This is a genomic window from Bordetella genomosp. 11, assembly GCF_002261215.1.
In the GTDB taxonomy this organism is placed as follows: domain Bacteria; phylum Pseudomonadota; class Gammaproteobacteria; order Burkholderiales; family Burkholderiaceae_B; genus Bordetella_C.
Genome location: NZ_NEVS01000004.1, coordinates 1,699,288 through 1,712,365 on the forward strand (window position 1 = coordinate 1,699,288; position 13,078 = coordinate 1,712,365).

Consider the following 13,078-nt stretch of genomic DNA (forward strand, 5'->3'; position numbering starts at 1 on the left):
GGATTACTCCATCCCGCCCATCAGTACCTGACGAACGTCCCGTCCATGACGCGCGCCCACGGTCATCGCGCGTTTCAGAAACAGGCCCGCGTCGTGCTCATCCGCGAAACCGATGGCGCCATGGAATTGGATGACTTCCTTCGTCACGCGCAGGGCGGACGCCGCGGCGCGGTGGTAGGCGGCCGCCGCCGCCCAGCCCTGCCGTGCCCCACCCCACGCCTGCGCGGCTTCGTGGACCAGGGCACGGGTGGCCTTGCCGTCCACATGACACATCGCGGCGCGATGCTGCAAGGCCTGGAAGCTGCCGACGGGCACACCGAACTGCCGGCGCAGCCGCATGTATTCCAGCGCCAGCTCAAGCGCGGCTTCCGTCAGGCCGCTCAGATAGGCAGCGTCCAGCAGCCATAGCAGGTGATGGCCCTCCCGCCATGCGGCCGGACCGTGTGCCCGATCCAGCATGACAGGCGCGTCCCCCCAAGCGGACGCGCTGACCCGGATGTCGGCCAGCCCGGTCCCATCCACGGCCGGGCGCGTCTCGCATTGCGTTCCCGGCGCGCCCCTGGCGATCAGCCGGGCCTCGAAAGGGCTTTCGCATTCCGCGGCCAGCAGCCAATGCGTCGCCCTTCCCGCGTCCGGGACCAGCGTGGCGCCGCGCGCCCCGTCTTCAGCCGCCGCCACCGGTGCCGGCACGGCAAGGATATTTCCGGCAAGCACGTCCTCCAGGACCCGCCCTGGCGCATCGCCGGCCTGGGCCAGGATGGCCGCGACGGCAATGCCCGACGCCACCGGCGGCATCATCAACGCGCGCCCGGCCTCCTGGGCGACCACGACTGCCGCGGGCGCGGACAGGCCCAGGCCGCCCTGCTCTTCCCCCACGGCGATGCCGAACCAGCCCAGGGCGCCGATGTCTTTCCAGGCGGCCATATCCCACGCCGTACCGCCTTCCTGGACGGCACGCGCCGCCGCCGCGCCGCCCTGGCCGGCGGCGAAATGCGCGGCGCTCTCGCCTATCATCCGCAGCTGCGCGGCGTATTCCCCGTTCATCGCTTGCTCCCCGCGGCCGGCAGGTCCAGTACCCGAGTCGCGATAATGCCGCGCTGCACCTCGCTGCTACCGCCATAGATACCCAGGCGGCGGGCCTGCAGGAACATCTGCGTGGCGTCGAGCAGGTCCTCGCCGTGGCGCGAGGGATCGCGCAGCGCCGCGCCCGGGCCGGCGACACGCCGCGCCAGATCCAGCAGCAGATGCACGGTGTCCGTGGCCAGCAGCTTCAAATAGGCGCTGTCCACGCCGCCTTCCCGCGCCTCTCCAGGCGCGGCTTCGGCCGCCTCCAGGTAAGCCGCGCACAAGGCCTGCACCTCGACCTCGGCCAACGCCGCCTCTTCGCGCACGCTGGCCGGCACCTGGGCCGCCGGCGCGGCGCGCAGCATCATGCGCAGCCGTTCACGGGCCCGCAGCGCCTGCGCCGGAGAGCCGATCCGCAGACGCTCTTCGCTGAGGACCGCCGTTGCCACTTCCCAACCCCGGTTCACTTCACCCACCACGTTGTCCAGCGGCACTGCGACGTCGTCGAGGAATACCTCCGCGAATTCGTCATCGCCGGCGATGGTGCGTATGGGACGCCGCCGGATGCCGAAGGTAGCCATGGGGATCAGGACGAAGGTAATCCCGTCCCTGGGCCTGCCTTCATTCGAGGTGCGCACCAGCGCGAACATCCAGTCCGCATGATGTCCCCACGTCGTCCAGATCTTGTGCCCGTTGATGACCAGGTGCCCGTCACGTACCTGGCCCCGCGTGGACAGGCTGGCCAGGTCCGAGCCCGCGCCGGGTTCGGAATAGCCCTGGCACCAGATCGCGTCGCCCGCCAGGATGGCCGGCAGGTGCCGCGCCCGCTGCGCGGGCGTACCGCGCGAGATCAGCAGCGGTCCGATGTGGTTCAGCCCCTGGGTGGGGATGTCGGGCGTGCCCGCGAGCGCCATCTCCTCCATCAGGATCAACTGCTCCATCGGCGTGGCCCCCATCCCGCCGTGTTCGCGTGGCCAATGCGGGGCGATCCAGCCGCGCCGCGACAGCGTCCGGTACCATTGCATCGCCTGTTCCGGCGAGGGACGAAACGTCGCATGACGCAAGGATGCCGGCACATGTTCGCGCAGCCAGGCCCGCACCTCCGCGCGGAAAGCCGCCTGCCCGTCGGTTTCGGTTCTGAGCGTCATGCGGCTTGCACCATTCTGGACAGGGCGATTTCCCGCAGATCCCGTTTCAGCACTTTCCCGACGCCGCTGCGCGGCAGCGCCTCGACGAAGAAGACATGCTTGGGCTTCTTGTAGCTGGCGATCCGTTCGCGCGCATGCGCCTGGACAGCCTCCACGCTGAGCGTCGCGCCCGGGCACAGTTCGATGAACGCGGCCACTGCCTCGCCATAGATGGGGTCCGGCACGCCGACCACCGCCACATCGGCCACGGCGGGATGCTCGGCCAGCGCCTGTTCCACCTCTTTGGTGTAGATATTGAAGCCGCCGCTCAGCACCATGTCCTTCTTGCGATCCACGATATACAGATAGCCGTCGCTATCGAAGCGGCCCATGTCGCCGGTATGCACCCAGCCGTCGACGATGGTTTCCGCGGTCGCCTCGGGCCGTCCGTAGTAGCCACGCATGGTCGTGAAGCGTCCGGCCTCGCCGGCGCGCACCAGGATTTCACCGACGTCGTCCACGGACACCCGCTGCCCCCGCTCGTCGACCAGCTTGACTTCCACGCCGGGCGTCACGCGGCCCACCGAGCCGGGATGGGTGAACTGCTCCTCGTGATTGAGGACGGTGACCGATCCGACTTCGGTCATGGCGAAAAAGGAATGCAGCCGGGCGCCAGGCAGCCTCTCTATCATCCGGCGCTTGAGCTCGATCGGGAAGGCCTCGCCCGTGACGATGATGTGGCGCAGGGTCGCGCAGCGCGATGCCTGTTCTTCCAGGATAGGCATCAGCATGCGCGCAACCGTGGGCACCATGCCGGCGGCCGTGACGTACTCGCGCTCGATGATGTCCACGGCCTGCCGCGCATCGAAGCGTTCCATCACCACCAGGGTCGCGCCCAGGCCCATGGAGTTCATCAGCCGCGCCAGACCGGTGCGGTGGGCCAGCGGCGTCGTGACGAGGAAGACGTCATCCGAGGTAATGCCCCATTCCACGGCGTTGATGAAAGCATTGCCGATAACGAAATTCGCGTGCGTCAGGATCGCGCCCTTCGGCTGGCCCGTCGTGCCCGAGGTATAGAGGATCATCGCATCGTCCGGATGCAGCGGCACATCGGGCAGGCGCTCGTCGGACGGCCGCATCAGCGTCGCCAGGGCTTGCGCGTCGTGCGCGGCACCGTCCACGACGACGCGGCGCAGGCCGCGCAACCCGTCGCCCAGGGCGTCGATGGCCGGCGCGTCGTCCGCATGGAATACCAGCATGCAGGCCTGGCTATCCCGCGCGAAGTACGCCAGCTCGCGTGGCGTATTGCGCGTGTTCACCGGAATGACCAACGCCCCCAGCCAGAAGGCGGCGTACAGCACCTGCGCGATCTCGATGCAGTTGGGCAGGTAAACCACCACGCGATCGCCCGGCCCTACTCCCGCTCGCCGCATGCCCGCGGCCAGCGACCGGGAGGTGGCCAGCAGTTCGGCGTACGTCAGGGACCGGTCACCGCATTTCACCGCCGTCTTGCCGGGAAAGCGCAGCGCATGCGCTGCCAGGAATTGTTCGAGCCGCATGACGTCGCCTTATTCCAGTTCGAACGCCGGATAGGGATGCCCTGGCGCAAGATGGTCGACCGCCAGCTTGACCCGCTTGCCCACCGCCATCTCGGCGGGATCGCAACCCAACAGGTTGGCGATGATGCGCACGCCTTCGTCGAGCTCCACCGTGGCGACGCATAAGGGTATGCGCCCCTCCACGCCGGGCCCCGGAATGCGTACCACCGTGGCGGCATAGATGGTGCCCTTCCCCGATACTTCCCGCCATTCCAGGGTGCGCCGGCCTGTGTAGCTGCTGACCGGCTTGGGGTAGTGCTGAAAACGTCCGGCGACGGTGCAATACTGCAGCACCAGCTTGCCCTGCGCGATGCCGTCCCAGAACGGCTGGGTGTCCACGTAGACGCCTTGTTTCGGTATGGGACGCGCCGGCGAGCCCGCGGCTATGTTGTCGTTCATGGTAGTCATGCCTCCAGGACCATGGCCGAACTGGTGCCCCAGTTGCGGCCGTAGGGAATCACGCCGATGCCGGTGACCAATGCGTTGCACGGGTCCTTTACCTGGCGGCTGCCGCCCTCGCCGAACATCTGGCGCACGGCTTCGGCCAGATTCAATCCACCGCTTGCCAGGCCCGGCTGGCCGGCCGAGATCTGGCCCCCACCTGTATTCAAGGGCAGCTCGCCGTCGAAGGACAGGTCGGTGCGCAGGGTATAGGCAGCGCCTTCTCCGCGTTCGCAGAAGCCGAAGGCCTCGAACTGCATCATGACGGCGATGGTGAAGTCGTCGTACGGTTGGAACATCCGCACATCCTTGGGCGCGAGTTCCGCCCTGCGCAGCACCTCCGGGCCGATCCTGCCGAAGCCGGTCTGGGTGATGTCGGCCACCGGGTCGGCACCGTTGAAGTTCGTGACTTCGCCGTACGCCACCGGATACACCATGTTCCTTAGACCGAGCCGCCTGGCGTTCGCCGCGCTGGTCACGATGAACGCGTTGGCGCCATCGCAGAACATCACGCTGTCCAGTACCCGCAGCGGATCGGAGATCACACGCGACTGCATGTATTCCTCCATCGACAGCGGCTTCTGGAACTTCTTCAGCGCGTTCGGATTGTGCAGCGCGTGCGCGCGCTGCGTTACCGCAATCTTGCCCAGCGCCTGGGGATCCAGGCCATATTGATGAATGTAGCGGCTCATCAGCAGGCCGAAGCTGGCGGGCGGGCCCTGGACGCCGGGGGGATCCTGGAACTCGCCGCGGTACGCGCCGTAATTGGAGCGCCAGTCGCTGCTGGGCGCGTCGGCCGACATGACGACGGCCAGGGTGCACATGCCGTCGCGGATCGCCGACATCGCCCGCGCCACGCCGCCGGTCGCGGAGCAGCCGCCCATGCCGCCATAGTTCAGCCACGTCGGCGTCAGGCCCAGCGCTTCGGTCATGTAGACGGCGAAGAACGGGTTCTGGGCTTCGGACAAGGCGGTGGTGACCGACAGCCCGTCGATCTCATTCTTGTCGATGCCCGTGCGTTCCAGCAGCTGATCCAGGGCCTCGCCGGCCAGGTCGTAGGCGCTGCGTCCCGTCTTGAACCCGACCGGCGTTTCCGCGTAGCCGGCGATCACCATATCCCTTTTCTTCATGCTTTCACTCTCCTCGGAAATCCGGCGCTCTTTTCTCGCGAAAGGCGGACAGGCCTTCCGCCCGATCGCGCGTGAAATACAGCATGAAGGACACGTCGCCTTCCGCTGCCATGCCCTCGGCCAGCGGCAGGTCCATGCCGCGGTCGATCATGGCCTTCGTGAACATCACCGACAAAGGCGCATTGCCGCTTATCGTGCGCGCCAGTTCACGGGCCTTGTCCAGCGCCTGGCCCGCCTCCGTCATATGGTTGACCAGGCGGTACTCGCGCGCTTCGGCGGCGCTCAGGCGTCGGCCGGTCCACATCAGCTCCTTGGCCAGCGCGGGCCCGACCAGGCGCGGCAAGGTCTGCGTGCCGCCGCCTCCCGGCATCAGGCCCAGGCGGATCTCCGGCAAGCCGAACTTGGCGTTGGCCCCCGCCACGACCAGGTCCCCGACCAAGGCAAGCTCCAGGCCGCCGCCCAGGGCATAGCCTTCGACGACGCTGATAATGGGCTTGGAGTACGTGGGCAACTCGCGGAACAGCCGGTTGACCTTGCGCAGGCGCCGCCGCTTGCGGTAGAAGTCGAAATATTCGTTGTCGGCAATGGTGAACTCGCTGGTGTCGATGCCGGTGCAGAACGCCTTGTCGCTGCCCTTCACGATTACCGCGGCGATCCCGCGCGCCGACTCGGCTTCGTTGAGGACATCCATGATTTCCTGCGCGGTCTGTTCGCGCAGGGAGTTCAGCTTCTCGGGACGATTGAGGGTGATTTCCAACCAACCCTCGACATGCTCGACAATGATGTCTTCAGTGTTCATGTTCATCGGATACTCGCTGTTGTTTCAGTGCTGACGGATTCAGTGCCTGGGACTTGGTGCGCGGATTCGGTAGCGCGCCGGGGCGCGGGCTGCCCGGGCGCGACGTGGCCCCCGATGGCGTATTCGATTCTTGCGTGCATGTCGGCCATGCACGCCGGGATCGCCCGCTGCGCGGCATCGATGGATAGTTCCAGGCAAACCCGCGCGGGCGCCGCCAGGACCAGCACGCGGTCGGCGATTTCCAGGGCGTCCTCGATGCGGTGGGTCACGAAGACGCAGGTCTTGCGCTGTTCCCTGATGATCTCCGCGAAATCGCGGCGCAGCGTTTGCGAAGTCACGTGGTCGAGCTGGCTGAAGGATTCATCCAGCAGGACCAGGGCGGGGTCCACCGCCAGCGCCCGCGCCAGCGACACCCGCTGACGCATTCCGCCCGACAGCTCGACGGGATACTTTTCGCAGGCGTCCTGCAGCTTGACGCGCGTCAGCCATTCCCTCGCCCGCTGCCGTGCCTGGTTCTTCGGAACATCCAGCAGCAGCAACCCCAGTTCGACGTTCTCTTGTGCCGTGCGCCACGGCAGCAGCCGGTCCGTCTGGAAGCTCACGGCCAGTTTTCCGCGCAGTGCCTTGAAGTCCAGCGCCGGGTCCACGCCAGCCACATGCACCGAGCCCGCATCGGCCGTGGCGGTTCCCATCAGCAGCGACATGACCGTGCTCTTGCCGGCGCCCGTCTGGCCCAGCAAGGCCACCGTTTCGCCCTCGCGGACTTCCATCGTCAGGTGATCGATGGCGGTATGGCTGCCGAAACGCTTGACGACGTCCCGCAGGGCGATGATTGTGTTCCGGATATCGTTCATCATCGCACCTGCGCCTCTTTGCGCCAGCCCAGGAAGCGGCGCTCCGCGCACCCGGCCAGCCATTGGAACACCAGGTTCAGCATCACGAGCAGGAAAGTCCACGCCATTACCTGGTCGATGCGAAAGGTGGACTGCGCAAAGCTCATGCGCGAGCCTATGCCGACGGCCGAGGCCACGAGTTCGGCGAAGATCACCATGCGGATGGCGTATCCGATCACCGATTTCGTGGTCAGGAAAATATACGGAATGATGTGCGGCGCCACCAGGAAGCGCAGCATCTGCCAACGCGAGGGACGGAAGCTTTCCAGCATGTCGACCCATTCCGTGGAAAGCGCCCTCACGCCCTCGTAGACGTTCAACGCATAGAACGGCAGCAGGATGACCGCCAGGATGAAAAAGATGCGCGCCTCCGGGTCCTTGAACCAGAACACGGCGAGCAGCATCCACGACAGCGCCGGGATCCCCGTATCGATAATGACGACCGCCTTCAGGTAGGGTCCGACACGCCTGGACGTTCCCATCAGCAGCCCGACGATCACGCCCGCCAGCGCGGCGAAGACGATCGCGGCGGCCAGGCGCGCCAGCGTGATCGCCACGTGGATCAGGTCCGAGCCGAAAAGTCCGGCCAGCGCCTTCGCGATCGCCTCGGGCGACGGCATGATGTAGTCCGGCACGTAACGACTTGCCACCTCCATCGCGGCCAGCAGCAGAACGACGACGCAGATCAAGGCCTTCAGATCGCGCCGGTCGCGCTTCTCCGGCTTGGGGGCCAGGGTTGACGCGCGGGTTGCCATGGATGCGGGACGGGTAATGGGCTTCACGCGTTGCCCGGCGGGAATGTCGACCTGGTTCATGATGCGAAGAACTCCTTATCGACCATCGCGGGCAAGGCGCCGCTGCGCTTGAGGAATTCATTGGCGACGAGTATCGAGCGACGCCCCTCTTCGGTTTGCATGGAGGTGTGCTTGAACTCCAGCCGCCTCGAATCGATGGCGGTCTTCAGGACTTCCGGCGACGCGCCGGAGTTGCCGCCCGCGATCTTGACCGCCTCGTCCGTGTGCGTGGTAATGCCCTGGATGCTTTGTTGGAAAGCGCGGTTCAAGCGTTCGACCAAGCCCGGATCGCGGGCGATCGCATCCTTGCGAACGGCCACGCCGAAGTAAGGCAGATCCAGGTGCAATTTCCGGCGGAACGCCTCGCCAGCGCTATAGAGCACCCGCATATCGGGCATGCGCTGAAGCCCCGCCGAGACATTGGGCTCCCACGACAGGCCCGCATCGGCACGGTTCGCCATGACCAGGGTAACGGACGCCGCGGGATTGTCGACGTTCTGGACCGTCGCCACTTTCTCCAGATCGATACCGTCGATTTCCTGCATGACGGCCCGCATCATCCTGTATGTGCCGGTCGATTGCGGCGCCGCAACGGTTTTGCCGCGCAGGTCCTGCAACCCTCGCACCGCCTGCGCGCGGGTCACGATATTGATCATGTTGCCCGTCGTGACGGAGCAGACATATTGCAGCGGCACGCCGGCCAGGTAGCGGGAGGCGAACGTATCCCAGCTGCCTATGCACACGTCGTAATTTCCCGCAACAAAGTCGTTGTAGTACGTGCTGACCGCGGTATATGAGGTGGGTTTTCCCAAGACCAGGTCGTTTGCCCTGGCCAGCTGCTTTACCGTTATATAGTCGGTCAGCAAGGTCGTGAAACCCGGCGTCAGGTTGGCCCATTTGAGGGGCGCCTGGGCGCGCGCGGGACTGACCAAAGACCCCACGCCGAGGATGGCCGCCGGCCCCAGGGCCGACGCGGTCCGCAGCAGCGCCCGGCGCGATAGTGCACGTCCGTTCATGCTTGTCTCCGTTATATTTTTGTCCCGCCGCGATCGCCGGCGTGGCCGTCGGCGCCCGGTGAGTCTGTGAATGGTAGGATAGGCCCGCGGTTGGGGATAGCCGCGAAATCGGGACGGGCGTTCCAGCCGTGGAACGCTGGCGGCATGCCGGATGTGGTCTCATCCGCGATGAACGGCTATCCGGCCAGGCTGTTTCGTCGGAGTATTCCTCGCTCCGACCGTCCGGCCTCCTCTGTCTGGCATCCTTTCCACTTCTCCGGATATGGCAGAAAGACTCGATCTCAACTCGCTGCGTCTTTTCTATGAAGTGGTGAACGCGCAGAGCATTTCGCGCGCGGCCGCGGAGCTGGGCCTTCCCAAATCGTCGATCAGCCGCAAGCTGAGCGAGCTGGAACGCCAGGTCGGCACGGCCTTGTTGAAGAAAGGCCCGCGCAAACTGACGACCACCGAAATCGGCGCGCGCTTTTACGAGCATTGCCGCCGGGTGGTCGATGAAGTGGAGCAGGCGCGCAACGACTCCCTGACGCTGCAAAGCGAGATGCGTGGCGTCCTGCGCGTCAGCATTCCGATCGACTTCGGGATGTCGTGGATAGGCCGGGCATTGGCGGAATTCGTCCAGGCCTACCCAGAGATCGAACTGGAAGTGGACGTCAACAGCCGCACCGTCGACCTGCGTGAAGAACCCTATGACCTGACCATACAGCTCGGTCCGATCAAGGATACGGACCTGATCTACCGGCGGCTGGCCACGCTGACCCGCGGGGTTTATGCCAGCCCGGAGTATCTGGCGCGCCGCGGCGTGCCCCTGGCCGTCGACGATCTGCACCGCCACGACTGCATTATCACGGTGCAACAGCGCCTGGACGGGATCTGGACGCTGCGCAACGAAGCGACCCACCGCTTCGCCACCATCCATGGGAAGGTGGTGGTCAACAATATTTCGATCGCGCGCGAGATGGCCATTGGCCATGTCGGCATGTGCATGCTGCCCAATCTGATGTGCGGGAACGATTTGCGCGCCGGCCGGCTGCGGCGCGTGCTCGAAAACTGGGAAAGCCCTTCCATGCACGCGACCGCCATGGTGTTAAGCCGCAAAGGCATGCCGAAAAAGATCCGCGCATTCCTGGATTTCTTTTCCGAACGCCTCAATAGTGACGATCGCGCCTTGCGCTGAAACTGGCCTTCGGCCCGCCCGCCTGTCCGACCGCATGCGGTGCCGGCTCACGCCGGCGCGGTTGGCTCCTCGTCGCGCACCGTGTTCGATAGGCAGCTGACGCCCGCAATCTCCACTTCCACCACGTCTCCGGCACTCAGGAAGACGGGCGGGTTGCGCTTGAAGCCGACGCCGCCCGGGGTTCCGGTAACGATGACGTCGCCCGGCTCCAGCGTGGTAAAGCTCGAAGCATAGTGCACCAGGCGCGGGATATCGAAGATCAACTGCGCGGTAGTCGCATGCTGCATGACTTGTCCGTTCAGCCGGGTGGTCAGGCTAAGTTCCGCGCCGTCGGCGATCTCATCGCGGGTCGTCATCCATGGCCCGAAGGCGCCGGTGGAATCGAAGTTCTTGCCCGGCGTCCACTGGGTGGTGTGCTGCTGCCAATCCCTTACGGAAACATCGTTGTACGGCGCATAGCCCGCGATGTGGTCCCATGCCCGCGCCGGCGGAATGTGACGGCCGGAACGGCCGATCACGATGGCGATCTCGCCCTCGTAGTCCACCTGCCGCGAGGCGCGCGGCACCACGATGGCCTGCCCGTGACCGATCTGCGAACTGGCCACGCGCAGGAACAAGGTGGGTTCGCCGGTCGGCGCCCGGTTGGTTTCGCGCCGATGGTCTTCGTAGTTCAGGCCCACGCACAGGATCTTCCCCGGATCGGGGATCACCGGCAGCAGGTGCAGGCCCTCCATGGATATGCGCGGCCCTCCGCTGCCAGCGCGACGCAGCGCCTGCGTGGCATCGCCCGCGGCCAGCAGCGACTTCAAGGACGGATACTTGCCGTCGGTCAGCGCCATGCCGTCCATGACCTGCCCGCGGTCGTCGAGAACGCCCCAACCCGCTTGTCCTTCATGCATGTAGCTCAGTAGTTTCACGTCTTGCTCCTTGTGGAATTAATGGCATGCTTGCGGGCACGCCGGGTGTCGAATGCAATGACCTGCCGTACAGACGGAGCTGCCTTACCCATGAACATCACCATCAAGCAGTTGCGGGCCTTCATCAATGTGGTCAACGCCGGCAGCTTCACCGAGGCTGCCAAGCGCCTGTATGTCACGCAGTCCGCGCTCAGCCTGCTGTTGCGGGACCTGGAAAGCGAGCTGGGCTTCCGGCTTCTGGACCGCAATAGCCGCCGCATGCAGCTGTCCACCATGGGCGCGGAGTTCTATCCGCTCGCGGTCAAGGTGGTGGACGATCTGGATACCGCCGTCAGCAGCACCTTGCAACTGCACGAACGGCAGCGCGGCAGCGTCGTGGTGGCGTGCACCTTGCTGTATGGACAGGCACTGATGCCGCAGATCCTGGCCGCCTTCGGGCAGCGCTATCCCGCCATCGCGGTGCGGATGCTGGACCTGCCCAACGAACAGGTCCTGAGCCGCGTGGCGGCCGATGAAGCCGATTTCGGCATAGCGCCGCAACGGCCGACGCCAACCGGCCTGGTCCAGGAACGCCTGTTCCAGGACCGCATCCAGCTTATTTGCCCCGCCGACCACCCCTTCACGGGGCGCAAGCGCGTGACCTGGACCCAGGCCCTGGCCCATCCCTTCATCAGCCTGCCGCTGGACTTCACCGTGCGGCTGCAGGCCGACCTGCTGGCGTGGTCCAAGTCGCTGACCCTGAATCCGCGTCATTCGGTGTCCTATCTGACGACCGCGCTGGGCATGGTCAAGTGGGGTCACGGCCTGACAGCCCTGCCTTCGTATTCGACGCCACTGCTTACCGCGTATGGACTCGCGGGCGTGCCGGTGCGCGATCCGGTCATCCATCGGCAGGTGTCGCTGTTCACCAAGCGCAGTCGCAGCCTGTCGCCGGCCGCGACCAGCCTGATGGACTTCATGCACGAATTCATGTCCCAGGCTCGCTAGGCATCGGCACCCTGGGCCAGGGCATCGCAAACCGCCGCGCCCACGTCCTGGGTCGACGCCTTTCCGCCCAGGTCCGGCGTGCGCGGTCCGTCGCGCAGTACCCGTTCGATGGCGCGCAGCAGATCGGCGGCGGCAAGCGCGTGCCCCAGGTGCTCCAGCATCATCGCGCCGGCCCAGATCTGGCCTATCGGGTTGGCAACGCCCTTGCCGCTGATGTCCGGCGCCGATCCGTGCACCGGCTCGAACAGCGAAGGAAAGCGGCGCTCCGGGTCGATATTCGCGGAAGGCGCGATGCCGATGGTGCCGGCGGTGGCTGGCCCCAGATCGGAAAGGATATCCCCGAACAGGTTGGACGCCACGATGACGTCGAAGCGGGCCGGATCGAGCACCATCTTGATGGTCATGGCGTCGACGTGATACTGCTCCGTGGCGATGTCCGGATACCGTGCCGCCATCGCCGCGAAGCGCTCGTCCCAGAACGGCATGGTGATGGCGATCCCGTTGGACTTCGTGGCCGATGCCAGCCGGCGGCGCGGCCTGGCGCGCGCGAAGTCGAACGCAAAGCGCATGACGCGATCCACGCCCTTGCGGGTAAAGGTCGACTGCTGGCAGGCCATCTCCCTTTCCGTGCCGGGGAACAGGCGGCCGCCCACCGATGAGTATTCGCCCTCTGTGTTCTCCCGCACGACCCAGTAGTCGATCTCGCCGGGCTGCCGTCCGGCAAGCGGACAAGGCACGCCCGGCATCAGGCGCACCGGCCGCAGGTTGACATACTGGTCGTACTCGCGCCGGAACTGCAGCAGGGATTCCCACAGCGACACATGGTCCGGCACCGTCGCCGGCCATCCGCAGGCGCCGAAATAAATGGCGTCGCAACCGGCCAGCCGGGCCTTCCAGTCCGACGGCATCCACGTGCCGATGCGTTCGTACTGGTGGCATCCCCAGTCGTGGACATCGAACGACAGTTCGATACCGTGCAGCCGCGCGGCGGCCTGCACGGCGCGTACGCCAGGGGGCATGACTTCCTGTCCGATGCCGTCACCCGCGATGACCGCGATGCGATGCGCCTTCATGGTGGCTATTCTTCCTTCATGTGTCGAGTGGCATCCTGGCCCGCGGCGGCACTCGGCCGCCCCG

At 65.9% G+C, this 13,078-nt stretch carries 13 protein-coding genes; 2 read left to right on the plus strand and 11 right to left on the minus strand.

From position 1 onward, the window contains the following. Positions 1–3: 3 nt before the first annotated feature. The 9 genes from CAL28_RS15320 to CAL28_RS15360 are packed head-to-tail and all read right to left on the minus strand — an operon-like array spanning position 4 to position 8,863. On the minus strand, positions 4–1,044 hold the full coding sequence (locus tag CAL28_RS15320; RefSeq protein WP_094842172.1) for an acyl-CoA dehydrogenase family protein: 1,041 nt from the start codon (positions 1,042–1,044) through the stop codon (positions 4–6). Beyond that, entirely contained in the window at positions 1,041–2,213 is a 1,173-nt protein-coding gene (locus CAL28_RS15325) for an acyl-CoA dehydrogenase family protein (RefSeq protein ID WP_094842173.1), read from the minus strand. The genes CAL28_RS15320 and CAL28_RS15325 overlap by 4 nt, the downstream gene beginning before the upstream one ends. After that, positions 2,210–3,751, minus strand: coding sequence for a class I adenylate-forming enzyme family protein (locus CAL28_RS15330; RefSeq protein WP_094842174.1), 1,542 nt, complete (start codon positions 3,749–3,751; stop codon positions 2,210–2,212). The genes CAL28_RS15325 and CAL28_RS15330 overlap by 4 nt, the downstream gene beginning before the upstream one ends. Positions 3,752–3,760: 9 nt before the next feature. Next, on the minus strand, positions 3,761–4,189 hold the full coding sequence (locus CAL28_RS15335) for a Zn-ribbon domain-containing OB-fold protein (RefSeq protein ID WP_094842175.1): 429 nt from the start codon (positions 4,187–4,189) through the stop codon (positions 3,761–3,763). A 5-nt stretch (positions 4,190–4,194) separates the two neighbouring features. Beyond that, complete coding sequence (locus tag CAL28_RS15340) at positions 4,195–5,361, minus strand: thiolase family protein (protein ID WP_094842176.1); 1,167 nt, start codon at positions 5,359–5,361, stop codon at positions 4,195–4,197. Between the two features lie 4 nt (positions 5,362–5,365). Further along, positions 5,366–6,166 (minus strand): enoyl-CoA hydratase/isomerase family protein, encoded by an 801-nt coding sequence (locus CAL28_RS15345; protein WP_217906581.1) that lies wholly within the window; start codon positions 6,164–6,166, stop codon positions 5,366–5,368. Then, the gene (locus tag CAL28_RS15350; RefSeq protein WP_217906582.1) at positions 6,163–7,017 is read right to left on the minus strand and encodes an ABC transporter ATP-binding protein; all 855 of its coding nucleotides are present in this window, start codon (positions 7,015–7,017) and stop codon (positions 6,163–6,165) included. Before CAL28_RS15350 ends, CAL28_RS15345 begins: the two co-directional genes overlap by 4 nt. Further along, positions 7,014–7,868: an ABC transporter permease gene (locus tag CAL28_RS15355; RefSeq protein ID WP_217906583.1), complete on the minus strand. Its 855-nt coding sequence runs from the start codon at positions 7,866–7,868 to the stop codon at positions 7,014–7,016. Before CAL28_RS15355 ends, CAL28_RS15350 begins: the two co-directional genes overlap by 4 nt. Next, entirely contained in the window at positions 7,865–8,863 is a 999-nt protein-coding gene (locus tag CAL28_RS15360) for an ABC transporter substrate-binding protein (RefSeq protein WP_094842177.1), read from the minus strand. The genes CAL28_RS15355 and CAL28_RS15360 overlap by 4 nt, the downstream gene beginning before the upstream one ends. Positions 8,864–9,125: 262 nt before the next feature. Here CAL28_RS15360 and CAL28_RS15365 point away from each other — a divergent pair, with 262 nt between their 5' ends. Next, entirely contained in the window at positions 9,126–10,037 is a 912-nt protein-coding gene (locus tag CAL28_RS15365; RefSeq protein WP_094842178.1) for a LysR family transcriptional regulator, read from the plus strand. 47 nt (positions 10,038–10,084) lie between these two features. Here the strand turns inward: CAL28_RS15365 and CAL28_RS15370 are convergent, their stop codons facing one another. Next, on the minus strand, positions 10,085–10,954 hold the full coding sequence (locus CAL28_RS15370) for a fumarylacetoacetate hydrolase family protein (RefSeq protein ID WP_094842179.1): 870 nt from the start codon (positions 10,952–10,954) through the stop codon (positions 10,085–10,087). A 90-nt stretch (positions 10,955–11,044) separates the two neighbouring features. Here CAL28_RS15370 and CAL28_RS15375 point away from each other — a divergent pair, with 90 nt between their 5' ends. Continuing rightward, positions 11,045–11,941 (plus strand): LysR family transcriptional regulator, encoded by an 897-nt coding sequence (locus tag CAL28_RS15375; protein ID WP_176464008.1) that lies wholly within the window; start codon positions 11,045–11,047, stop codon positions 11,939–11,941. Here the strand turns inward: CAL28_RS15375 and CAL28_RS15380 are convergent. After that, positions 11,938–13,014 carry a tartrate dehydrogenase gene (locus CAL28_RS15380; protein WP_094842181.1) on the minus strand — a complete coding sequence of 359 codons (1,077 nt, stop codon included), beginning with the start codon at positions 13,012–13,014 and terminating at the stop codon, positions 11,938–11,940. The two genes, CAL28_RS15375 and CAL28_RS15380, sit on opposite strands and share 4 nt — an antisense overlap. Positions 13,015–13,078 lie beyond the last annotated feature (64 nt).

What these genes read in the sequence shown, in the direction of transcription:
- CAL28_RS15330 (WP_094842174.1), bottom strand. Translation starts at nt 3,751, where the DNA reads ATGCGGCTCGAACAATTCCTGGCAGCGCATGCGCTGCGCTTTCCCGGC.
- CAL28_RS15365 (WP_094842178.1), top strand. Translation starts at nt 9,126, where the DNA reads ATGGCAGAAAGACTCGATCTCAACTCGCTGCGTCTTTTCTATGAAGTG.
- CAL28_RS15325 (WP_094842173.1), bottom strand. Translation starts at nt 2,213, where the DNA reads ATGACGCTCAGAACCGAAACCGACGGGCAGGCGGCTTTCCGCGCGGAG.
- CAL28_RS15360 (WP_094842177.1), bottom strand. Translation starts at nt 8,863, where the DNA reads ATGAACGGACGTGCACTATCGCGCCGGGCGCTGCTGCGGACCGCGTCG.
- CAL28_RS15335 (WP_094842175.1), bottom strand. Translation starts at nt 4,189, where the DNA reads ATGAACGACAACATAGCCGCGGGCTCGCCGGCGCGTCCCATACCGAAA.
- CAL28_RS15340 (WP_094842176.1), bottom strand. Translation starts at nt 5,361, where the DNA reads ATGAAGAAAAGGGATATGGTGATCGCCGGCTACGCGGAAACGCCGGTC.
- CAL28_RS15320 (WP_094842172.1), bottom strand. Translation starts at nt 1,044, where the DNA reads ATGAACGGGGAATACGCCGCGCAGCTGCGGATGATAGGCGAGAGCGCC.
- CAL28_RS15355 (WP_217906583.1), bottom strand. Translation starts at nt 7,868, where the DNA reads ATGAACCAGGTCGACATTCCCGCCGGGCAACGCGTGAAGCCCATTACC.
- CAL28_RS15350 (WP_217906582.1), bottom strand. Translation starts at nt 7,017, where the DNA reads ATGATGAACGATATCCGGAACACAATCATCGCCCTGCGGGACGTCGTC.
- CAL28_RS15380 (WP_094842181.1), bottom strand. Translation starts at nt 13,014, where the DNA reads ATGAAGGCGCATCGCATCGCGGTCATCGCGGGTGACGGCATCGGACAG.
- CAL28_RS15375 (WP_176464008.1), top strand. Translation starts at nt 11,045, where the DNA reads ATGAACATCACCATCAAGCAGTTGCGGGCCTTCATCAATGTGGTCAAC.
- CAL28_RS15345 (WP_217906581.1), bottom strand. Translation starts at nt 6,166, where the DNA reads ATGAACATGAACACTGAAGACATCATTGTCGAGCATGTCGAGGGTTGG.